At 70.3% G+C, this 21,523-nt stretch carries 21 protein-coding genes; 12 read left to right on the forward strand and 9 right to left on the reverse strand.

Features of this window, described 5'->3' with window-relative positions:
• Positions 1–97: 97 nt before the first annotated feature.
• From DEIPH_RS15190 to DEIPH_RS15200, 3 genes are all read right to left on the reverse strand, one after another.
• Positions 98–1,357: a DUF4127 family protein gene (locus DEIPH_RS15190; protein WP_034359864.1), complete on the reverse strand. Its 1,260-nt coding sequence runs from the start codon at positions 1,355–1,357 to the stop codon at positions 98–100.
• A gap of 132 nt (positions 1,358–1,489) precedes the next feature.
• Positions 1,490–1,831: a twin-arginine translocase TatA/TatE family subunit gene (tatA, locus tag DEIPH_RS15195; protein WP_034359742.1), complete on the reverse strand. Its 342-nt coding sequence runs from the start codon at positions 1,829–1,831 to the stop codon at positions 1,490–1,492.
• A 125-nt stretch (positions 1,832–1,956) separates the two neighbouring features.
• Positions 1,957–3,876, reverse strand: coding sequence for a serine/threonine-protein kinase (locus tag DEIPH_RS15200; RefSeq protein WP_034359744.1), 1,920 nt, complete (start codon positions 3,874–3,876; stop codon positions 1,957–1,959).
• A 92-nt stretch (positions 3,877–3,968) separates the two neighbouring features.
• On the opposite strand from DEIPH_RS15200, the gene DEIPH_RS15205 reads away from it, so the two are divergent.
• Positions 3,969–5,405, forward strand: a complete 1,437-nt coding sequence (locus DEIPH_RS15205; protein WP_034359746.1) for a phytoene desaturase family protein — start codon at positions 3,969–3,971, stop codon at positions 5,403–5,405.
• Positions 5,406–5,558: 153 nt separating this feature from the next.
• Here DEIPH_RS15205 and DEIPH_RS15210 read toward each other — a convergent pair whose 3' ends face one another.
• Together DEIPH_RS15210 and DEIPH_RS15215 are read right to left on the reverse strand one after the other, a co-directional pair.
• Entirely contained in the window at positions 5,559–5,825 is a 267-nt protein-coding gene (locus DEIPH_RS15210; protein WP_034359748.1) for a hypothetical protein, read from the reverse strand.
• A gap of 18 nt (positions 5,826–5,843) precedes the next feature.
• Positions 5,844–7,034, reverse strand: a complete 1,191-nt coding sequence (locus DEIPH_RS15215; protein ID WP_034359750.1) for a DUF885 domain-containing protein — start codon at positions 7,032–7,034, stop codon at positions 5,844–5,846.
• A gap of 159 nt (positions 7,035–7,193) precedes the next feature.
• Between DEIPH_RS15215 and DEIPH_RS15220 the strand changes: the two genes are divergently transcribed.
• Positions 7,194–8,471: a replication-associated recombination protein A gene (locus DEIPH_RS15220; protein WP_034359752.1), complete on the forward strand. Its 1,278-nt coding sequence runs from the start codon at positions 7,194–7,196 to the stop codon at positions 8,469–8,471.
• 230 nt (positions 8,472–8,701) lie between these two features.
• Here the strand turns inward: DEIPH_RS15220 and DEIPH_RS15225 are convergent, their stop codons facing one another.
• The 3 genes from DEIPH_RS15225 to DEIPH_RS15235 are packed head-to-tail and all read right to left on the reverse strand — an operon-like array spanning position 8,702 to position 10,695.
• Positions 8,702–9,157, reverse strand: coding sequence for a DIP1984 family protein (locus DEIPH_RS15225; RefSeq protein ID WP_034359754.1), 456 nt, complete (start codon positions 9,155–9,157; stop codon positions 8,702–8,704).
• A 9-nt stretch (positions 9,158–9,166) separates the two neighbouring features.
• Positions 9,167–9,967 (reverse strand): orotidine-5'-phosphate decarboxylase, encoded by an 801-nt coding sequence (gene pyrF / locus DEIPH_RS15230; protein ID WP_034359756.1) that lies wholly within the window; start codon positions 9,965–9,967, stop codon positions 9,167–9,169.
• Positions 9,964–10,695 carry a 3-keto-5-aminohexanoate cleavage protein gene (locus DEIPH_RS15235; protein WP_034359758.1) on the reverse strand — a complete coding sequence of 244 codons (732 nt, stop codon included), beginning with the start codon at positions 10,693–10,695 and terminating at the stop codon, positions 9,964–9,966. Before DEIPH_RS15235 ends, pyrF begins: the two co-directional genes overlap by 4 nt.
• Before the next feature lie 69 nt (positions 10,696–10,764).
• Between DEIPH_RS15235 and DEIPH_RS15240 the strand changes: the two genes are divergently transcribed.
• The 10 genes from DEIPH_RS15240 to DEIPH_RS19970 all read left to right on the forward strand — a co-directional run bounded on the left by DEIPH_RS15240 (position 10,765) and on the right by DEIPH_RS19970 (position 20,018).
• On the forward strand, positions 10,765–11,619 hold the full coding sequence (locus DEIPH_RS15240) for a DUF1028 domain-containing protein (protein ID WP_034359759.1): 855 nt from the start codon (positions 10,765–10,767) through the stop codon (positions 11,617–11,619).
• Between the two features lie 68 nt (positions 11,620–11,687).
• On the forward strand, positions 11,688–12,155 hold the full coding sequence (locus DEIPH_RS15245; protein WP_034359761.1) for an Rrf2 family transcriptional regulator: 468 nt from the start codon (positions 11,688–11,690) through the stop codon (positions 12,153–12,155).
• A 274-nt stretch (positions 12,156–12,429) separates the two neighbouring features.
• Complete coding sequence (locus DEIPH_RS15250; RefSeq protein ID WP_034359763.1) at positions 12,430–14,007, forward strand: nitrite/sulfite reductase; 1,578 nt, start codon at positions 12,430–12,432, stop codon at positions 14,005–14,007.
• Positions 14,004–14,549: an adenylyl-sulfate kinase gene (gene cysC, locus DEIPH_RS15255; RefSeq protein ID WP_034359765.1), complete on the forward strand. Its 546-nt coding sequence runs from the start codon at positions 14,004–14,006 to the stop codon at positions 14,547–14,549. The genes DEIPH_RS15250 and cysC overlap by 4 nt, the downstream gene beginning before the upstream one ends.
• Positions 14,546–15,310, forward strand: a complete 765-nt coding sequence (locus DEIPH_RS15260) for a phosphoadenylyl-sulfate reductase (protein ID WP_034359767.1) — start codon at positions 14,546–14,548, stop codon at positions 15,308–15,310. The genes cysC and DEIPH_RS15260 overlap by 4 nt, the downstream gene beginning before the upstream one ends.
• 81 nt (positions 15,311–15,391) lie before the next feature.
• The gene (sat, locus tag DEIPH_RS15265; RefSeq protein WP_034359769.1) at positions 15,392–16,564 is read left to right on the forward strand and encodes a sulfate adenylyltransferase; all 1,173 of its coding nucleotides are present in this window, start codon (positions 15,392–15,394) and stop codon (positions 16,562–16,564) included.
• A gap of 74 nt (positions 16,565–16,638) precedes the next feature.
• Positions 16,639–17,601: an ABC transporter substrate-binding protein gene (locus DEIPH_RS15270; protein WP_034359771.1), complete on the forward strand. Its 963-nt coding sequence runs from the start codon at positions 16,639–16,641 to the stop codon at positions 17,599–17,601.
• A gap of 4 nt (positions 17,602–17,605) precedes the next feature.
• Positions 17,606–18,442: an ABC transporter permease gene (locus DEIPH_RS15275; RefSeq protein WP_034359773.1), complete on the forward strand. Its 837-nt coding sequence runs from the start codon at positions 17,606–17,608 to the stop codon at positions 18,440–18,442.
• A 10-nt stretch (positions 18,443–18,452) separates the two neighbouring features.
• Complete coding sequence (locus DEIPH_RS15280; protein ID WP_034359775.1) at positions 18,453–19,196, forward strand: ABC transporter ATP-binding protein; 744 nt, start codon at positions 18,453–18,455, stop codon at positions 19,194–19,196.
• A 144-nt stretch (positions 19,197–19,340) separates the two neighbouring features.
• Positions 19,341–20,018 (forward strand): hypothetical protein, encoded by a 678-nt coding sequence (locus DEIPH_RS19970; protein ID WP_152544982.1) that lies wholly within the window; start codon positions 19,341–19,343, stop codon positions 20,016–20,018.
• Positions 20,019–20,116: 98 nt separating this feature from the next.
• Here the strand turns inward: DEIPH_RS19970 and DEIPH_RS15285 are convergent, their stop codons facing one another.
• Positions 20,117–21,520: an MATE family efflux transporter gene (locus DEIPH_RS15285; protein WP_034359777.1), complete on the reverse strand. Its 1,404-nt coding sequence runs from the start codon at positions 21,518–21,520 to the stop codon at positions 20,117–20,119.
• Positions 21,521–21,523: the final 3 nt, after the last annotated feature.

The following is a 21,523-nucleotide window of genomic DNA, read 5'->3' on the forward strand; positions in this document are numbered from 1 at the left end:
GGGCTGGTTTCAACGGTGTGGCTATACCCTCACCCGGCAACCCTTATGAGCGCCGTCCTAGGCTCAGACCGGCCCTGCCCCTATCAGTGTGTCCCCCTCAGTGCCCTTCCAGATCGAAGTCCCACTCGAAACTCCGGCCCCAGGGCAGCGCCGCGTCCTCCAGGCGGTAGGTCAGGCCGACGCGCAGGGGAAAATAGGCGCGGGCGAGGTCGAGCAGCCTGGCCTGTCCGGCGGGGGTATTGAGCTGGTCTTCGGGGATGGCCTTGCGGAGCGCCGCCCGCACCTCCGCGCTGTAGATCACGTCGTTGGCGTATTCGCGGGCCAGCAGGGCGTCCTGGCGCACGGGGTCGGCCCCTTCCAGCGACAGGCGGGCGTGCGCCAGCGCCGTGCCGAGGTTGTTGCCCGGGGTGCCCCAGGCGGCCAGCGCGCGCAGGTTGGCGTGCTGCCGCAGCGTGGCGAGGTCGGTCCACAGGCGGGTGTTGCCCAGGTTGACCTGCGCCACGTCCGCGACGGCGACCGGCCCCCGGCGCAGCAGGCCGCTGATGCGGACCGCCGCCTGACGCGCGTCCCCGCCGTTGTACACGAAGAGGGTCAGGTCGGCCGGTCCCGATTCCACCACCCGGAAGCCGCTGGCCTGCGCGTGGTTCGCCGCGCTCTGGGTCAGGGGGATGCCCTCGTACCTGATCACGGCCTGCGCCTTCGCCGGGTCGCTGTACACCACCCGCACCGTCCGCTCGGCGGGGGCGAGGGCACGGGCCGCCAGCATGCTCAGCACCTCGTCGGCCCCGGGGTAGACGCGCACGTTGGCAGGAGCTTCCTTGGCCAGCGCCGCGCCCTCCGCCGGGGCCGGGCTGCCGGGCAGGGCGTCGTCCCAGGTCACGTGCAGTTCCCTGAACACGCCGTCGCGCGCCCACCCCAGCATCTCCCGCACCACCACCAGATTTCGCGCGCGGTCGGTGGCGTCCGGCTCACGCGGCAGGGTGATGAAGGCGTAGACCGGCTGCCGCGTCCGCGCCTGCCAGTCCCGCAACGGCTGGAGGCGGGCCAGGGCCTCGGGCACCGTCAGCGGGCTGGTCCGCGACTGCACCAGGCCGCCGTACGCGAAGGTGTCCAGTGCGGCGATCAGGGGCTGGTCGGTCGGCTGCGCGTTCAGCCAGGCCGTCAGCGCCGCCACGTCAGCCCCACGCTCCGCGTTGCCCAGCAGGTCGGCGGCGGGCACGTGGACCGGGCCGCCCTCCAGCCCCGCGATCAGGGCGGGCAGCACCCGCGTCGCCGGTCGGGAATCGAGCGGCACCAGAATCTGCGCCCCCGCGCAGGGAGCGAGCAGCAGCACAGGCAACAGGGCAACGCGGCGCATCATTCGGGCAGCCTAGAGGCCGCACGTGAGGGACAGCCGAGCGGACGGTGTAGAGGCAAGCCCCCGTCCCCGCACAGGGAGACAGGGGCCACAGCGAAGCCGGCGGACACTCTGCAACGGGAGAAACCCGCTTCAGGAACGCGGCACGTCGTCACTGACCGGGGTCGCCGGGGCCGGCGTCACGGTCTGGGGGATCACGGCCTGGGGAGCCACTGGGGTGACGGCCTGCGCGGGGGCGACGGGCGGCACGACGGCCTGGGCGGTGATCGTCTGGGCGGGGGCAGGCGCGGCGGTCTGGGCAGGGGCCTCGCGGAAGCTGCCTTCCAGCTCCTCCTTGAGGCCCTGGGTGCCCTTGCGGAACTCGCGGATGCCTGCGCCCAGGCTCTTGCCGAGTTCGGGAAGCTTCTTGGGGCCGAACACCAGCAGCGCGATCAGCAGGATGACAAGGAGTTCACCGGGTCCGATATTGGGCATGTTCTTACCTCCGTAACCTGACGGGCGCGGGCGAGAGCGGGCGCGTCCTGCTCGGAGTCTACGCCCGCCGGACGCCCCCAACCCTCAGCCCCGGATGAGAAGAACGGCGGGCGGCCGCAGGTTCCTCAGCGGTACGCCCGCAACGTGCCGTTCATAAAAGCGACGTAGAGGGTCCCAGCGGCGGCCAGCGGCGTCGCCTGCACGCCGTCGCGCTCGCGGCCGCTCCAGCGCACGGCCCCGCTCTGCACGTCCAGCGCGACGAGTTCGCCCGCCTCCGAGGCGAGGAAGACCAGCCCCGCGCTGACGACGGGGCTGGCGGTCACGCGCCCCTCCAGGGTGCGCGTCCAGGCGTCCTCGCCGTCCGCGAGGTGCAGGGCGCGCACCGTGCCGCCCCAGCCGGCCACGATCACCAGCCCCTGGCTGACGGCGGGAGCGGCCCAGATCTCGTCTTCCACGTCGTAGGTCCAGAGGGTCGGATCGGGGGCAGCGAGTTGAGCGCGGCCCGAGGCGGCCGTCAGGCTCAGGGCATGGACCTCGCCGGGCCAGGTGGGCACGATCAGGGTGGCCTGGCCGGGCGCGGTCGGCATCAGGGTGGGGGTGGCGTGGACGGTGCCGACCTCCACTTTCCAGAGGGGCGTGCCGCTGCGGGCGTCGAGGGCGTGCAGCCAGCCATTCTCGTCGCACAGCAGGGCCGCGCCCGCCCACACCAGAGGGCTGGCGGCGACCGGGCCGCCCGCGCGGTAGGCCCAGGCGAGTTCGCCGGTCTGGGCATTCAGCGCGTGCAGGTGGCCGTCACGGCTGGCGGCCAGCACCCGGCCCCCCCAGAGGGTCGGGGCACCTGTGAACTCGGCGCGGGCCTGGTGCTGCCAGCCCTCCTGCCCGTCTTGCAACCGCACCCGCCGCAGGGTGCCGTCCCACGCGCCGTACAGGATGTGGCCGTCCAGAAAGGTCGCCGGGGCCGTCACCTCGTCGCGGGCCGCGTAGGTCGCGTAGGGCCGCCCCGAAGCGTGCATCAGCACCAGTTGTCCGCCGCGTGTGCCGACCGCCAGCAGGTCGCCTTCCCCCACCACGGCGGCAGGCCACGTCACTTCGCCGGGGAGGGGGACGCTCCAGACCTCGCGCAACCCCTCCACGCGGGCGGGACCGTCGGGGTGTTCGCCGGTGCGTGCGCGGCCCCCCCGGTACTGGCCGCGCACGTGTTCGGCCCACACGTCCCGCCGGGCGAGCGCCCACAGGTGCGCGGCGGCCTCGCCGTTTTCCGGGCGGTCCTCCGGCTTCTTGGCGAGCAGGGCCAGCAGCACCCGCGCCACGGCGTCGGGGACGGCCGGGTTCAGGTCGCGCGGGTCGGCAGGCTCCTCGTACACATGCTGGAACAGCACGCTCTGGTCGCTGTCGCCCACGAAGGGCGGCGAGCCGCAGGCCACCCGGTACAGCACCGCCCCCAGCGCATAGAGGTCGCTGCGCGGCCCCACGCCCACGCCGCGCGCCTGCTCGGGGGCCATGTAGGCGGGCGTCCCCAGCGTCACGCCGCTGCGGGTGAGGTGGCGCGAATGCTCACTCAGCGCCACCAGCCCGAAATCCATGATGCGCGGCAACCTGGCCCCGTCGAGCAGGACATTTCCGGGCGTCAGGTCGCGGTGGACGATGCCCTGCGCGTGGACGTACCCCAGGGCGCGGGACGCAAAAGCCGCCGCCGTCAGGAACTGGGCCAGCGGCCCCGGCGCGTCCTCCAGCGGGCCGAGCGCCGTGACCGGGCCGCCCGTCAGCAGCGGCATGGTGAAAAAGGCGCGCACCGCCCCGCCCGCCTCCTGCGTCTCGCCCAGGTCGAGCACCGGGACCACCCCGGGATGCGTCAGGCGGGCCAGCGTCCGCACCTCCCGCAGAAAGCGGGCGCGGTCGCCGTCGGGCAGGTGGGGATGCAGAACCTTCACGGCCACCTCGCGGTCGAGGCGGGGGTCATAGGCGCGGTAGACCTGGGCGCTGCCGCCCTCGCCCAGCAGGGAGCGCAGCACGTAGCGGTCGTTGAGGGTCGCGCCAAGCTCCATCAGGGGGAGTGTAGCGCCGGAAGGAGGCAGCGGGCGGCCACGGGCAGGGCAAAGCAGGCGGAAAAGAAGGCAGGGCCAGGTATGCTCCCCCCATGCCTTCCCCTTCCCTGGACGCCGTGATCGTCGGAGCTGGCCCTAATGGCCTCGCCGCCGCCGTGACCCTCGCGCGGGCGGGCCTGCGGGTGCGGGTGCTGGAACGGCACTCACGGGTCGGCGGGGGGCTGAGCAGCGCGGCACTCACGCTGCCCGGCTTCGTTCACGATATGGGAAGCGCGGTTCATCCGCTGGGCTTTGCCTCGCCCGCCTTCCGGGAATGGCCGCTGCACGCTTTTGGGCTGGAATGGGTGCAGCCGGACGCTCCCTTCGGCCACGTGCTGGAGGACGGAACGGGCGTAGTCGTGGAACGCGACCTAACGGCAACGGCGCGGAGCTTCGGGGTGGATGCCGAAGGATGGCTGGCCCTCTTCGGGCCGCTGGTGGCCGACTGGCGCGGCCTGCTGGACGACGTACTCAGGCCGCTGCCCCGCCTGCCCCGGCACCCGCTGACGCTGGCGCGGTTCGGGGTGCGCGGCCTGCCTCCCGCCACCCTCACGGCGCGGCTTCTGAGAACGGCGGAAGCGCGGGCCGCCTGGGCGGGGCTGGCCGCGCACGCGAATCTGCCCCTCACGGCACTCGGCTCGGGTGCGGCGGCGCTGATGCTGGGCACGCTCGCCCACGCGGCCAGCTGGCCCTTTCCGCGCGGCGGGGCACAGGCACTCGCGGACGCGCTGGCGGCCTACCTGCGGTTTCTGGGTGGGGAGCTGGAGACGGGGGCAGAGGTGCGCTCGGCCCGTGACCTCCCCCCGGCCCGCGCGGTGTTGGTGGATTCCAGCCCCGCCGTGCTGCTGGACATCCTGGGCCGCCGGGCCACACCCGCCTACCGCGCCTGGCTGCGCCGCTACCGTTACGGCCCCGGCCTGCTGAAACTCGACTACGCCCTCAGCGGCCCGGTGCCCTGGCGCGACCCCGCGCTGAGGCGGGCCGGAACCGTGCATCTCGGGGGCGGGCTGGAAGCTATCACCCGGGCAGAAGCGAGCGTGGCGCGGGGCGTGGCCCCGGAGCGGCCTTATGTGCTGGCCGCCCAGCCCACGCTGTTCGACCCCAGCCGCGCGCCGGCAGGACACCACACCCTCTGGGCCTACGCGCACGTGCCGCCCGGCACACCGGACACCTACGCCGAGGCCATTGAGCGACAGATTGAGCGGGCCGCCCCTGGCTTCCGCGACCGGGTGCTGGCCCGCACCACGACGGACGCGCGGCAGCTTCAGGCCTTCAGCCCGGTCTTTCAGGGCGGCGACGTGAACGGCGGGCGGGGCGACCTGTGGGGCCTGCTCGCGCGGCCCGTGCCCACCGCCACCCCGTACCGGACACCCGTGCGCGGCGTGTACCTGTGCAGCAGCGCCACACCCCCGGGCGGCGGCATTCACGGGATGAGCGGGTTCTGGGCGGCACGGACGGCACTCCAGGACCTGTTCGGGCAGCACGGGTAAAACCCCCGCCTCCGACGCTCAGACGGTTTCCGTCCAATCCGTTATCGAAGCGAGAAAGCGCCGCTTCGATAACGCCTTTCCCGGCAACCGTCTCTTTCCGGCTCGCTCCGCTCGGGTTGAACAGTTTTTGTCACTGTTCAACCGGAATTCGTATCAGTCCCCCAGAAACACCTGCCGCACGCACCCTCCCCCGGCTTCCAGCGGCGGCAACCCGGCCTCGGCGGCCTCGCGCAGGCGTTGCAGGACCAGCGCGCGGGTCGGTCCCTCGCCGTAGATCTTGACGGCGTCCCCGGTCAGCAGGATTTCCAGGGCACCTGCTCCCCGCGTCACGCGGAAGACGCGGCCGGCGGGTTCCTCGTAGGTGGTGACCTGCGCTCCGGCGGGAAAGCCCTCGTGTTCCACCTGGGTCTGAAAGTCCATGCGGCTATTGTGCGGGGTTCAGGCCGGGGCTGCCGCCTCGCGGAGCTGGCCGGGCGTGACGGGCTCTTGCAGCAGGTGCGCGAAGTTCTGGGCGCCTTGCCCCATCCACCGCTCCACCAGATCGCCGCCCACACTGTAGGTGAAGATGTACGCGCGGAAGTTGGGCTGCGAGATGAAGCGCAGGCTCTGGCGGGCGCGCTCCTCGCCCATCACGCCGTAGCGCTGCAAAAAGGCCAGCACCTCGGCCTCCGGCGCGCCGCCTTCGTGCAGCATCAGCGCCGCCGTGCCGCTGACGTTCTTCAGGTGTTCGCGGGCGCGGCTGGCGGCCAGGTACGCCCGCAGGTCGTCCGGGTCCAGCCCGGCCAGGCCCGCCAGTTCGCCCGTGAGCCACGCTTCCAGCTCCTCGCGGTCCATCAGGGCGGCGCGGGCGTTCACGGCGACGCCCTCACTGACCACGCACTCGGGCGCATTGATCAGCTGAATGCTGTGTTCCTGCCAGCCGCGCCCCCGCACCAGCCGCGCCTCCTTGGTCGCGTGTTCGGTGTGGTGGCCGGGGTAACCCTCGTGGGCCAGCAGGTCGGGCAGACCCGGCAGCAGCACGGGGAGGTCGGTGTTGAGGTCGATCCGGCTTTTCAGATTCCCCAGCGGCCAGTTGTACCCGCCCCAGGGTTTGTCCTGCACCAGCCCGATGGAGAAGTCCTCGCCGTCCGGCAGGCCGAAGCGTTGGCGCGTCCGTTCGCGCAGCACGGCCAGAATCGGCTGCGCCACCCGCAGGATGTCTTCTCTAGGAACGACCACCCGTGCCCGCAACGCCTCCTCGCGCTCGGTGAGGGGGCCGGAGCCGGGCAGCACTGCGTTAAGCGCCGCCAGCGCCGTCTCCAGCTCCACCGTATCCGTCCGCACGGGGTCGATGTCGTACAGGCCGCGCACCTCCTCCGCGTAGGGCAGCGTCTCGCCCGACAGCAGGCGGGTCATGGTCTGCATCGCCCGCACCTGCACGGTCAGGAAGGTCCGGCGCGCGGCGTCCTCCACCCCGGCCACCTCGTCCAGCAGCGCGCCCACCTCGGCGCGGAGTTCGGCGGGGTCGCGCCGCGTCCGGTCGGCCCACGCTCGGGGACCGCCGTAGCCGTCTATAAAGCCCTCGGAGTGGGCATCGATGGCGTGGGCAAGGCGGACATAACGTTCAGCGGGGTCGGGGGCAGAGATCATGGGGGCAGGATAGGGCGTGCAGCCTGTCGCTGGCAGCGCACAGACTGGCAGCGCGCAGAGGAGAAACGCAGAGGAGAAAGAGGAGAAGCCCAGAGCGTTGGCTCATCGACAAGCCACAGGCCACATGCCACAGGCTCCTCCCCCGCTATCCTCCCTCCCGTGACCCTCTTCGATCCCCCCGCTCCCCTTCCCGAACGCCTGCGCCCGCGCACCGTGGCCGAGGTGGTGGGCCAGTCTCACCTGCTGGGGCCGGGCAAACCGCTGACGCGGGTGCTGGCGTCGGGGCGGCTGGGGTCGCTGATCCTGTGGGGGCCGCCGGGCGTGGGCAAGACCACGCTGGCGCGGCTGCTGGCGGCGGAGGTCGGCGCGCACTTCATCGCGCTCTCGGCGGTGTCGGCGGGCGTGAAGGACGTGCGCGAGGCGGTGACGGAAGCCGAACGCCTGAAGGCCAGGGGCCAGCGCACCATCCTCTTTCTGGACGAGATTCACCGCTTCAACAAGGCCCAGCAGGACGCGCTGTTGCCCCACGTCGAATCCGGCCTGCTGACCCTGATCGGCGCGACCACCGAGAATCCCAGTTTCGAGGTGAATCCGGCCCTGCGCTCGCGGGCGCGGACGCTGGTGCTGGAGGCGCTGACGCAGGAGGAGGTGCGCGGCCTGCTGGACCGGGCGCTCTCGGACCCGCGCGGGCTGCCGGGGGTCACGGCTGCCGGGGAGGCGCTGGACCTGCTCGCCCGGCTCTCGGAGGGGGACGCGCGGCGGGCGCTGGGAACGTTGGAGGTGGCGGCCACCCTCGCCAACCCGGTGACGCCGGAAGCGGTCACGGAGGCGTTCGGCAAGCACCTTCCCGCGATGGACAAGAACGGCGAGGACTTCTACAACCTGATCTCGGCGCTACACAAGAGCGTGCGCGCCTCACATGTGGACGCCTCGCTCTACTGGCTGGCCCGCATGATTGAGGGGGGCGCGGATATCCTGTACGTCGCCCGCCGCATCGTCCGCATGGCCGCCGAGGACATCGGCCTGGCCGACCCGCAGGCGCTGCGGCTGTGCGTGGCCGCGCGCGATACCGCCGAGTTCCTGGGCAGCCCGGAAGGCGACCTCGCGCTCGCGCAGGCGGTCGTATACCTGGCGTTGGCTCCCAAGAGCAACAGTGTCTACGTGGCCTGGAAAAACGCGCTCAACGCCGTGCGGGAAGGCGAAACCTTGCCCGTCCCGGTTCACCTCCGCAATGCGCCCACCGCCCTGATGCGCTCGCAGGGCTACGGCAAAGGCTACGCCTACTACTTCGACGACCCGGAAGGCAGCTTCGGGCAAAACTACCTCCCCGAAGGCGTGCAGCTTGACCTCTACGAACCGACCGGCGAGGGCTGGGAGGCGCGGGTGGCCGAGCGGTGGCGCAAATTGCGGGAAGCGCACGGGGAGGGAGAAGAGTAAGAACGCCACCTCCAGCGGGGGAAGTGGCGTCCTCGGGGGCGCGGGGAACGTCGCAACCGTGGTCGTGAGGTGTGACGTGTGCGAGGTGAAAAGTGAACCGTGCTGGGCGTGACCTGTGAAACGGGAGTCGAACCCGGACGCAGCCCCGCGTCACCCTGCGGTTGCGGCTTGACCCTGCCGCGGGGTTGGTTGCCGCCCGCCACCCGCGCCCCACGCCTACTCTGCGCCAGTTACGGCAGGTCGGTCAACCAGTTGGTCTGCTGGATGCGGGCTTCCAGTTCGCGGCGGTCACGGGCCAGCGCGTCCACCTGTTTCTGGAGGTCGCGGGCGGGGACCACCGCCACCATCTTCACCTCGCTGTTGCTGTAGCGGGTCTGTTTCAGGGTGGCGGCCTCCGCCATGCCGCGCAGAACACGCAGGCGCAGGTCGAGCAGGTCGCGGCGGGTCAGGGCCTCGGTCAGCGTGAGGCCGCCCTCCAGCACCGTCGTCAGGTTGGCGCGGTGGATGCGGGGCAGCAGGGTTTCCAGCGCCGCCGTGACGGTCAAAAACTCGTTCAGCAGCAGCAGGGGGTCCTCGGCGGGAAGGTCGCCTTCCTGCACCTGCATATTCGCCAGAATGCGCGCTTCCAGTTGCGCGGCCCGCTTTTGCAGGTCGGCGCGCTCGATCAGGGCCTCAGCGAGTTTCATGGGGGCAGGTTAGGGCATCACCGCGTTCAGTTCGTCCCTGAGCCGCCGCGCCGCCGCCCGGCTCGCCGCCACGTCCAGCCCGTCCGCGTACTGCACGGCGCGGCTGGCGCTGGCGAGGGCACCCGTTCCACCCGGCTGGAAGGCCGGGGCGAGGTCCGCCGCCGCCGCCCCCTGCGTCCCCAGGCCGGGCAGCAGCAGCAGCGCACGCGGCATCAGCGCGCGGAAGGTGGCGAGGTCCTGCGCATGTGTGGCCCCGACCACTGCGCCGACGCTGGCGTACTCGCCCTCTTCCTCCGCATTCAGGCGGGCGACCTCCACCGCCACGCGTTCGCTGACGCCCTGGCCCTGGAGATCACCCTGGTCGGGATTGCTCGTCTTGACCAGGACGAAGAGGCCGCCGCCGTTCGCCCGCGCCGCTTCCACGAAGGGCACGAGGGTCCCGAAACCCAGAAAGGGATTGACCGTCAGCGCGTCCCCGGCGTGGGGTCCCGTCAGCCAGCCGCGCGCGTAGGCTTCGGCGGTGGAGCCGATATCGCCGCGCTTGCCGTCCAGAATCACGGGGAGGCCCAGCGTGCGGGCAGCGGCGCAGACTTCCTCCAGCAGCGCGAAACCGGGCAGGCCCAGCGCCTCGAAAAAGGCGAGTTGCGGCTTGACGCAGGCGGCAAAAGGGGCGGTGGCCTCCAGCACGTCCAGCGTGTGCGCGCGCAGGTGCGCCGCGTCGCGGTAGGGGCTGACGCGGGGATCAAGGCCCACGCACAGCCGGGTCTGGAGGCGGCGGGTGCGGTCGGTCACGGCAGCGGCGAACGTCATCCGGGCGAGGCTAACACGGCCCGCGCCGCCCGCACGAGGTCGGCGTTATCCAGAGCGGGCGTGCCGTCCGGCCGGGCGAGGGTGTCCTCCAGGCCGGTGCGGGTGGACAGGCCCAGGCGGGCCGCCTCATGCAGCAGGGGCCACGCGCTGCGGCCCTCCCCGTGCAGCAGGCGGGGCGGCCTGACCCTGGTCCCGTCCAGCAGGGTCAGAATGCGGGCCGCGTCCGGCAGCGTGTCTTCCCGGTCCGGAAGTTCCACCAGCACACGCAGCGCCTCGTCTCGCCGGGGCCAGCGCAGGAAGGCGCGCGCCGCCTCCACCGTCCAGATTCCCGCCTCCACGCCAATGCCCAGTTCCAGCAACGTTCCCGCCAGGGGAACGGCGTGGGATTCGTGCCAGTTCACCGACACGAAGTCGGGGCGCACCGTCCAGGCACGGGCGGCGGCCAGTTGACCCGCGACGTCCGGCAGAATCCAGAAGCCGCTGGAGAGGCCGACGGGAACACCGGGACAGGCCGCACGCACGGCATTCAGCGCCGCCGCGACCGCCGCCGCGTCCAGCGTTTCGCGGCCCCGGTGATCCCGGGGATGCAGGTGCAGCGCCCCGGCACCTGCCGCCACGCTCCGCCGCGCCTCCCGTGCCAGTTCATCCGGCGAGACGGGCAGGGCCGGGTGGCTGCCCGCCGGACGGTTGCCGTTCAGGCAGGCTTGCAGGAGCGGCGCAGGGGGCATCCGGGGGAGGGTAAGCCCAGATGGCGCGGGTTCGCAAGAATCAACCGGGCAGAGCTGCTACCTTTTCCCATGACCTTTTCCATCGTGGGCCGCGACCCGCTGACCGGCGACCTGGGCGTGGCGGTGGCGAGCAAGTTTCTGGCGGTGGGCGCGCTGGTCCCGTTCGCACGGGCGGGCGTGGGGGCGGTCGCCACACAAAGTTACGTGAATCCGAACTTCGGGCCGGACGGGCTGCGGCTTCTTTCCGAAGGCTGTTCCCCGCAGGAGGTGGCCGCGCAGTTCCAGGCGACCGATACCGACATCCAGCAGCGGCAATTCGGCCTCGTGGGGGCGGACGGGCGCAGCGTGACTTTCAGCGGCGGGGCGTGCCATGCGTGGGCGGGGGGCGCGGCGCGGGAAAACGTGGCGGTTCAGGGCAACATCCTGACCGGGCCGGAGGTGGTGGCGGCGATGCTGGAGGCGTGGGACGCGGCAGAGGGCCGGCCCCTCCCCCACCGGCTGCTGCGGGCGCTCCAGGCCGGGGACGCGGCGGGCGGGGACAAACGCGGGCGGCAATCCGCAGCCCTACTGTGCGTGGGGCCGGGACGCGGATACGGCGGCCTCACGGACGACTGGGTGAACCTGCGGGCCGACGACCACCCTGGCCCCTGCACCGAGCTGGAGCGGCTGCTGGGCCTCCACGACCTGCTGTTCGGGCGGCCCCGGACCACGCGCGAACTGACCGTGGAGGAACTGGAATGGCTGCGCGCCCTCTTGATCTACGAGGACTATGCGACCTCTCTTCCCGCCGGTCCCTGGGACGCCGACACCGAGGCGGCGGCCTGGGCCTTGTACGGCACCGAGAATCTGGAGGAACGCTGGGTGCCGGGCGGACACTTCGACCCGGTGGCGCTGGACTACCTGCGCGGGCGCTTCGGCGGGTAAGCGGCCAGCCGCCCGCCAGGCTCCCCCCCGGCTGGTCGCCGGTCGCCGGAAGCTGGTAGCCTCCTCGCATGCGCCTGTCCGCCACCGACGTCTACGCCTTTCAGGCCCTGGGCTTTCTGGGCACGCAGGAGCTGACGCGCTGGGTGTCCAGCGAGGAGGTCAGCGAGGCGACCGGCGTCCACCGCCCCTATCTGGTCCGGATTCTGGCCGCGCTGACGGCCAAAGGCATCGTGAAGAGCAAGAAGGGCATCGGCGGCGGGTACGCGCTGGCCCGCAAGCCCCGGCTGATCTCGCTGTGCGAGGTGGTGCGCGCCATCGACGGCCCGGTCGCGCCCCTCTCGTGCATCAGCCTCAACTGGCACGAGCCGTGCGTGGAAGAAGACCGCTGCCACGTCCGCGCCACCGTCTACACCCGGATGCGGGACGCGATGCTGGCCGTGTTGCAGGAATTCAGCGTGGAGGACCTGGTGACCGATGCGCGCCAGGGCGTCAGCTACGGGCACTGTCTGGGGCATCTGCTGAAGCCGAATGCGTGAGGCGTCCGGGCAGGGGGAGCGCGCGGGTCCTGAGGCTCTCCCCACCCGTGTGGCCGGCTTCGGTGCCCACACCAGCAGGTTCAGGCAGGTCATCAAGACAACCCGCAGCAGTTGACTTGTTTTGTCAGTCATAAAAGATTACCTTTTTTGTCAATGATCTTCCGGCCCGCTCTCGCCCCTGCCCGGCTGTTCCAGTCCCGAATGTCGCGGCGATGTCGCTGACCTTTCCGGCCCGGCTGCCTCCCGCCTTCCCACACCGTCACGGAGCGACCCCATGAGCGACCTCGAAGCCCTGAAAAAAGAAGTGCCCCCCTTCCGGATTTTCGACCTGATCCCGCAGTATGCCGCCCAGGGCTTTGTGAATCCCGACCACACCGACCTGCTGAAGTGGGCGGGCGTGTATCCGCAGCGGCCCCAGGAAGACGGCTACCTGATGATGCGCGTGAAGGTACCCACCGCCGAATTCAGCTCCGAGACACTGCGCGTGGTGGCGGGCATCTCGGAGGACTATGGGCGCGGCTTTCTGGACGTGACCGACCGCCAGGCCTTCCAGTTCCACTGGCTGCGGATCGAGAACGTGCCCGAGATTTTCGAGCGGCTGGAACCGGTGGGCCTGCACACCAAGGGGGCCTGCGGGGACACGGTGCGCGCCGTGATCGCCTCGCCGCTGGCCGGGCTGGACGCCCGCGAGGTGATCGACGTGCGCCCCATCGCCGCCGCGATGGAAGGCACCCTCAGCGGCAACCCCGACTTTCAGGACCTGCCGCGCAAGTTCAAGATCAGCCTGACCGGCACGCCCGAACTCGAAGGCATTCACCTGATCAACGACATCGGCTTTCTGGCGCACGAGGTCGGGGGTGAAGTCGGTTTCGACGTGTGGGTGGGCGGCGGCCTGGGCGCGGTGGCCCACCTCGCCCGGCGGCTGGGCGTGTTCGTCCGGCCGGAGGAAGTGGTGGAGGTGGGCCGCGCGATCGCCGCCGCCTACCGCGACCACGGCTACCGCGTCAGCCGCAAGAAGAGCCGCCTGAAGTTCCTGATCAAGGACATCGGCCCGGAGAAGTTCCGGGAGATCGTGGAAACCGAATACCTGGGCCGCCCGCTGCGCGACGGTCCCCCCGCCCCGGTCGCCCGCTTCGGCGGCAACGACGTGCTGGGCGTGCAGCCCCAGAAAGACGGCCTGAATTATGTGGTCGTGGCGACGACGGTGGGCCGCATCGACCCCTTCAAGGCGCGGAAGCTCGCGGACCTGGCCGACCGCTACGGCCAGGGCGTGCTGCGGACCACCGCCTTCCAGAACATGATGATCCCGCACGTGAAGACCGAGGACGTGGCCGCGCTGAGCGCCGAACTCGCCGCGCTCGACCTCGCCCCCCGGACCACGCTGCGCGGCACCACCATCGCCTGCACCGGCACGCAGTTCTGCCGCCTGGCCCTGACCGAAACCAAGGCCCGCACCGCGAATCTGGTGGACCACATCGAGGCGAAGTTCAGCGATCTGGACGTGCCCTTCACCATCAACCTGACGGGTTGCTCGAACGCCTGCACGCGCTACCAGGTGGCGGACCTGGGCTTCATGGGGGCGCTGCGGGCCAACAAGGAGACGGGCGGCGAGGAAGAGGTGTACAACGTCCACCTGGCCGGGAGCATCGGGGAGGCCCAGCGCACCGGCACCAAGCTCAAGGGGTTCGTGCCCGCCGTCCGCCTGAACGAGTACACAGAAGCCGTCCTCTCGGACTTCCGCAGCGGTAAGCTTCCCGGCGAGAGCTTCGTGGAGTACGCCGACCGGGTGGGGCACGAGCGCTTCACGCCCGACGCGCTGCTGGCCCCGGTCCGGGAGGTCGTGACGGCATGACCGCCACGCTGAACCGTCCTGAGGTCGGCACGGGCCGCGTGGTGTGGTTCACCGGGCTGTCCGGCGCGGGCAAAAGCACCCTGGCGAGTGCCCTGCACGCCGAACTGACGGCACGCAGCGTGGCGACCGAACTGCTCGACGGCGACGCCGTGCGCGAGAACCTCAGCAAGGGGCTGGGATTTTCCAGGGAAGACCGCGACACCAACGTGCGCCGCATCGCCTTTGTGGCGGGCCTGCTCGCCCGGCACGGCGTGACGGTCCTCGTCAGTGCGATCAGCCCCTATGAGGCCACCCGCCGCGAGGTGCTGTCCGCCCTCCCCAACCCCACCGAGGTCTACGTGGACGCTCCGCTCTCGGTCGTGACTGAGCGCGACGTGAAGGGGCTGTACCTGAGGGCGCTGGCGGGCGAGATTGCACACTTCACGGGCGTCTCGGACCCCTACGAGGCTCCCCGGAATCCGGACCTGCACCTGAGAACGGACCGCATCAGCGTGGACGAGGGCCTGACGGCGCTGCTCGCGCACCTAGGGTATGGGGCATGACCGCGCTGGAGGCCCCATCTCCGGCCCCCAGCCGGGCTGTAGCCCCACGGACAACGCCGGGGACACCGCACCAGCCAGCAGAACAGCGCAGAAGCCCCGCCTTTCCCCCCGACACCGATCCCCTCGACGTGATCCGCTGGGCGCTTGAGCAGCACCCCGACCTGCGGATGCCGAGCGCCTTTAACCTGAACGGCGTGGTGCTGCTCGACCTCGCGGCGCGGGCGGGCTACCGGGGTGAGGTGGTGTTCGTGGACACCGGCTACCACTTTCCCGAGACGCTGGCGACCCGCGACCGCCTCGCCGCCAGATACCCCGGGATGACCTTCGTGACCCTTCAGGGCGGGGCACATCCGGAAGACGGGCAGACGCCGCCCGACCTGTACGCCAGCGACCCGGACGCCTGCTGCGCCGTCCGCAAGGTCGCGCCCCTCCAGACCTACCTGCGCGAAAAGGCCCCGTCCGCCCTGCTGAACGCCCGCAGCCGCGATCAGGCCACCACCCGTGCCGACATTCCCTTTGTGGAGGCCGGCGGAGAGCGCGTGAAGATCAACCCCCTGGCCCACTGGACCCGCGAGCGGTTGGAAGCCTACGCCGCCGAACACGACCTCCCCGTCAATCCGCTGTATTTCGACGGTTTCCTGAGCGTCGGCTGCTGGACCTGCACCCGCGCCGTCCGGCCCGGCGAGGACGCCCGCGCGGGCCGCTGGGCGGGCCAGGGCAAGACCGAGTGCGGGCTGTGGGCCGGGGACAACAAGCTGTAAGACCGCGCCTGCTTTCCCTGACCTTTCTCTTTCCCCAAAAGTTGACCAACTTCATCCACTTCTTTTTCTGCGAGGCTGCTCATGACGACCCTGCCCACCTCCTCCCCCCTTCTTCTTCCCACGCCCCTGGGCGGCACCCTCGTGAACCGCGTGGGGCGACCCGGCCACGACTTCGACCCCGCCGAACTGAAGGGCCTGCCCCGGCTGGAGCTGAGTGACCGCTCCTCCGCCGACCTGGAAATGCTGGCAACCGGCGCGTATTCACCACTGACCGGCTTTCTGGGCGAGGCCGATTACCTGAGTGTGATCGAACGCCTGCGGCTGGCGGACGGCACGCCCTGGAGCATCCCGATTACCCTGCCGGTGGCGCGGGAGGAGGCCGGACTGTACACGGGCCGCGTCGTGCTGACGCGCGGCGGCGAGGTGGTCGGGACGCTGGACGTGCAGGAACGCTACAGCGCCCGCAAGAGCCTGGAAGCGCGCGAGGTGTACCGCACCGAGGACCCCGCCCACCCCGGCGTGGCGGCGCTCTACGCCCAGGGTGACGTGAATCTGGCCGGGCCGGTCACGCTGTTCGAGGTGCCGCGCGGCAACTTCCCGCGCCACCACCGCACGCCTCTGGAGGTGCGCGAGGTGATCGAGGCGCGTGGCTGGCGCACCAGCGTGGCGTTCCAGACGCGCAACCCGATTCACCGCGCGCACGAGTACCTGCACAAGGTCACGCTGGAACTGGTGGACGGCCTGCTGCTGCACCCGCTGGTCGGGCAGACCAAGGGCGACGACGTGCCCGCCGCCACCCGCGTGAAGGCGTATGAGGTGCTGCTGGACAGCTATTACCCGCAGGCCCGCACGCTGCTGAGTGTGTACCCCGCCGCCATGCGCTACGCCGGACCGCGTGAGGCGATCTTGCACGCGCTCTCGCGGCGGAACTACGGCGTGACGCACTTCATCGTGGGCCGTGACCATGCGGGCGTCGGCAGCTACTACGGCACCTACGAGGCGCAGGAGATCTTCGGGAACTTCAGCGGTGAAGAACTGGGCATCAAGATTCTGAAGTTCGAGCACACCTTCTACTGCGGCGCGTGCGGGCAACTGGTCAGCCCGCGCACCTGCCCGCACGGCCGCGAGCATCACCTGGTCCTGAGCGGCACCCGGGTCCGCGAGAAGCTGCGCGCCGGGGAAGCGTTGCCCGCCGAGTTCACCCGCCCCGAGGTGGCCGAGGTGCTGCGCGAAGCCTACGCCGCCCAGGGTTAATTTCGCCTCCATCTCAGGCACGCACGGCCCTCACCGGGACCGTGTTCACTGACTTCAACCCTCTGGAGGAACGAATGACCCGAATCCTCAGTCTGCTGACCGCCGCCCTGCTCGCCACCTCCGCCCAGGCGCAGAACCCTGCGACCGTCCGCCTCGGTTACTTTCCCAACCTGACGCACGCGCCCGCGCTGGTCGGGCTGGAACGGGGCATCTTCCAGAAGGCGCTGGGCAGCGCGAAACTGGACGCCCGCGAGTTCGTTTCCGGCACCACCCTGATGGAAGCCTTCGCGGCGGGCCAGATCGACCTCGCCTACGTCGGCCCGGGACCGGCGATCAACGCGGCCACGCGCGGCATGCCCCTCCAGATCGTCGCGGGGGCGAGCGAGGCGGGCGCGGGGCTGATCGCGCGGCGGGACAGCGGGATCAAAACCTACAAGGACCTGGCCGGGAAACGGGTCGCGGTGCCCAGCCTGGGCAACACGCAGGACATCAGCCTGCGGCACCTGCTGAAGGAGCAGGGCCTGAAAGCCCAGGCGGACGGCGGCAACGTGAACGTGACGCCCGTTCCGCCCGCCGATGTCCTGGCCGCCTTCGCCGCCGGGCGGGTGGACGCCGCGCTGGTGCCCGAACCCTGGGGCGCGGCCCTGGAGGCACAGGGGCACCGCGTGATCGGCAGCGAGAAGACCGTGTGGCGCGGCGGACAGTACCCGACCACCGTCGTGATCGTGAACGCGAAGTTCGCGCAGGCCAATCCGGCACTCGTGACGGCCTTTCTGAAGGCGCACTCGGATGCGGTCGCCTTTCTGAACAGGAATCCCGCTGCCGCCCAGACCGCCGTGAACCGCCAGTTGGAGAAGCTGACCGGGCAGAAACTGGACCTGCGGGTGCTGCAACGGGCGATGACGCGCACACGCTTCACGACCAGCCTCGACCTGAACGCCCTGAACGAGTACGCGGCGCTGAACGTCGAGGCCGGATATGCCCGCAGCGTCCCGGACCTCAAGACCTTTCTCAATCCGAATTTCCTGAAGAAGTGACCCCATGACCACCACTTCCCCCGCACTGGATACGGCCCCGACCCGCCGCCGCTCCTCCCGCTGGCGAACGCTGGCCTGGCAACTGGCCGGCCTCGCGCTGCTGCTGGCCCTGTGGTGGCTGGTCACCGACGTGCTGAAGCTCTATCCGCCCTACGTGTTCCCCAGCCCGAAGGCGGTCTGGACCGAGATCAGTTACGGCCTGTGGGGCAGTGGACCGCAGGACGGCAAACTGCTCTCGGCCATCGGCAACAGCCTGCGGCGGGTGCTGCTGGGCTACGCCGCCGCCGTGCTGCTGGGCGGCGTGGTCGGCCTGCTGATGGGCGCGTGGCGGCCCCTGCGCGAGACGGTCGGGGCCTACCTCACCGGGATTCAGAGCGTGCCCTCCATCGCCTTCGTGCCCTTTGCCATCCTGTTTTTCGGCCTGAACGAACGCGCGGTGCTGTTCGTGGTGATTCTGGAAGGCTTCATCCCGGTCGCGCTGGCGGTGTCGGGGGCGCTGATGAACGTGCCCCCGGCGCTGCGGGTGGCGGGGCGGACGCTGGGGGCACGCGGCCTGAGCCTCACGACCGGGGTGCTGCTGCCCAGCGCCGTGCCCAGCATCCTGACCGGACTGCGCACCGCCTGGAGCTTTGCCTGGCGCGCGCTGGTCGGCGGCGAACTGCTGGTCAGCGCGAGCGCCAGCCTGGGGTCGCAGCTGGAAGTGGGGCGCAACACCGCGAACATGGCGCTGGTGATCGCCACCATTCTGATTATCGGGACCATCGGCGGCCTGTTCGACGCGCTGCTGCGGGCGCTGGAAGCCCGCGTCCGCCGCGACTACGGCCTGGAGGTACCCCAATGAGAGGTGTACAGTGACCGCCACGATGACCCACCCGGCCACGACTGCTGCCACGGCTCCGCAGGGCGTCAGCCTGACCCTGGACGGCGTGACGTACCGCTACGGGCGCGGCCACGCGGGCCTCGGTCCCCTCAGCCTGCAAGTGAATGCGGGCGAGTTCCTGTGCGTGGTCGGCCCCTCGGGCAGCGGCAAAAGCACGCTGTTGTCGCTGCTGGCGGGCTTTCTGCGGCCCCAGGTGGGCGAGATTCGCCTGGGTGAGACGGCCGTGCGCGGCCCCGACCCGCGCCTGACGCTGGTGCAGCAGGAAGCCGCCCTGTTTCCCTGGCGCACGGTCGCCGGCAACGTCGCCTTTGGTCTGGAACGCCAGCGCCTCCCCCGCGCCGGGCGCGACGCCCGCGTGGAGGACACGCTCCGGCTGGTCGGCCTGGGCGGCTACGGCCCGCGCCGCGTGCATGAGCTGTCGGGCGGCCAGCGCCAGCGCGTCAGCCTCGCGCGCGCCCTGGCCGTGCAACCCCAGCTGCTCCTGCTCGACGAGCCGTTCAGCGCGCTGGACGACCGCACCCGCACGGCCCTCTCCGACGAACTGCTGGGCATCTGGTGGTCCCAGAAGGTCACGGTGGTCTTCGTCACGCACAACCTGGAAGAAGCCCTGGCCCTGGGGCAGCGGGTGGTGGCCCTGCGCGGCGGGGAGGTGGTGCTGGATGGGGCGGCGCGGGAGCTGAACGTGGGGCGGCTGCGGGAGACGCTGGAAGGCTAGAGCGTTTAGACCAAGCCTTTCCAAGCGAAAAGCACATCCGTGTGAACGTGTTTCCGAGGGCGCAAGAGATTCGAAAGACGCTGGCGCTGCACCGCATTTGCTGACCAGAGCGGGCACCTCAAGTGCTAGTTTTGTGGAGTGAGGATGAAAGTTGCTGGCGTGGCTGCTTGCGCGTTGAGTTCAGCCCTGGTCGCCCAAGCGCTGGGTGGCTGGGAGGGACCAGCCAAGGAGCGCAAAGGACTGACCACCTACTCTGGGAAGGTTCAGGGTTGGAAGAAGGGTGTCAAAACTGTAGGAATTTTGGGAGAAGACGAAGGCGACAAACTGGTGACGGGTAAAATCGACGCCAATGGCAACTTTACCCTGAACTTTTCCAATGACAAAAAGATGCTGGATGAATATGCCTTGCCGCTTTCCTTGACCGTGCCCTACAAAGATATGTGTACTTACGATGTTTGCGAAATAACCATTTCTAACCCAGAAGCACTATGGTTAAAGTCTCCAGCCTTTTATACTGTCACAAATGGAGATCACGGCGAAGCGTTTATCAATGGCGAAGAGGTTAAAGCACCGAAACCGATAGACCTCTTCAAGATAGCCAGTGTAAACCATCTCGTTTATGCCTCCGATAATGTAGATGTCGTGGGTCAGGTCATCAACAAGGAGAACGGATCAACAGTAACGTATGATCTGCATCTTCCTGCCGGTTGGTCTTTTGTCCAGGAGTGGAGTGATCGAACCTTTGATGCCAAAGGCGGCATCGTCCGGACAGAGCGTGTCTTCAGGAGTGTTCCACCGCCGTCAACGGCATGGGAACAGTGAAGTGATGCCCCAGGGCGTGTAATCCAGAGATAAAGAGCCGCTCTCACCTGGAGCGGCATCTTTCTATTTCTCTGACTCCCGCACAACCCCTGGCCTCCTCAGTGCCCCGCCACCGCCTCCTGGCCCCGCTGCGCCTCTGCCAGCGCCCCCCAGTTCACCCGGCGGCGCCGCCACTCGAAAATGCTGATCTTGGCGAGTTCGTCGAGAACGCGGGCCAGGAACACGCCCCATACGCCCAGCGGGGTGTACAGGCCCAGGTAGATGGCGAGGGGCAGCCCCACCACGAACGCGCCGACCACGTCGCCCGTGATGACGCCCTTGCCGTCCCCGACGCTGGGCAGCGCCCCCCCGCCCAGGATCATGTTGCGGACCTTGACCACCTGCGCGGCGGCGTTGATCAGGATGCCGCCCAGGGCAATAGAGCGCACGTCAGCCCCGACCGCCGGAAAAAGCAGGGGCAGCAGCAGCGCACTCAGGGCAAACAACACGCCGAAGCCCAGGCCGGTCAGCAGCCCCGCGCGGCTCACGCGGCCCAGCCACGCCCGCGCGCCGGGACCGTCGCCCGCGCCGAGCGCCCGCCCGACCAGCACGGTGGCGGCGCTCATCAGGCCAAAGCTGCCCACCACAAAGATGCCCTCCAGCGTCCCGACGATCTGGCTGGCGGCCAGCGCCTGCGTGCCCACCCGCGCGAACACGGCGGCGTAGATAAAGCCCCCCAGGCTCCACACGAACTCGGTAAAGCCGATCGGGGCCGACAGGGTGATCAGGGGCAGCGCCACCGCCCGGCGCGTCCCCGCCCTGGGCAGGGCGAAGGCCGCCAGCTGACGCGGGCCGTACACCAGCGCCGCGAGCAACAGCGCCTTGAGCGTCTGCGCGATCACCAGCGCCCAGGCCGCCCCCACCACGCCCAGCTCGGGCAGCGGGCCGACGCCGAAGACCAGACCCAGGGCCGCCAGGCTCTCGACGACCACCGTGACCATCGTGGCGACCATCGGCGTGCGCGCGTGGCCCAGCGACCGCAGCGCGCCGCTGAGAATCCAGCCCACCACGCCCGGCACCAGCGACAGCATGCTGACCTGCATGTAGGGCACGGCGGCCGTCGTCACGTCGGGGGCACCCCCCGCCAGGCGCAGCAGGCCCCCCGCCCCCAGGATGATCGGCACGGTCGCCAGGCCCGCCAGCAGCACGCTGACCGCCAGCGCAACGGTCAGCGTGCCGTTCACGCCCGCGCGGTCGCCAGCTCCCGCCCGCCGCGCCACCAGGATGGAGGTGCCCGACCCCAGCGCCCCCAGCGTCACGAAGAACATGAAACTCACGCTGCCCGACAGACCCACCGCCGCGACCGCCACCGCCCCCAGCGTGCCCACGATCACCTGGTTCACGAAGGTCAGCACGAGTTGCAGCACCATCTCCAGGCTGACGGGGACGGCGATGGCGGCGATCTCACGCGACGGCGGATGGCTTTGAATCGATTCAGATGCGGAGGCGGGGACGGCAGACATACC

Origin of the sequence: Deinococcus phoenicis (assembly GCF_000599865.1) — a bacterium.
Taxonomy (GTDB): Bacteria; Deinococcota; Deinococci; order Deinococcales; family Deinococcaceae; genus Deinococcus; species Deinococcus phoenicis.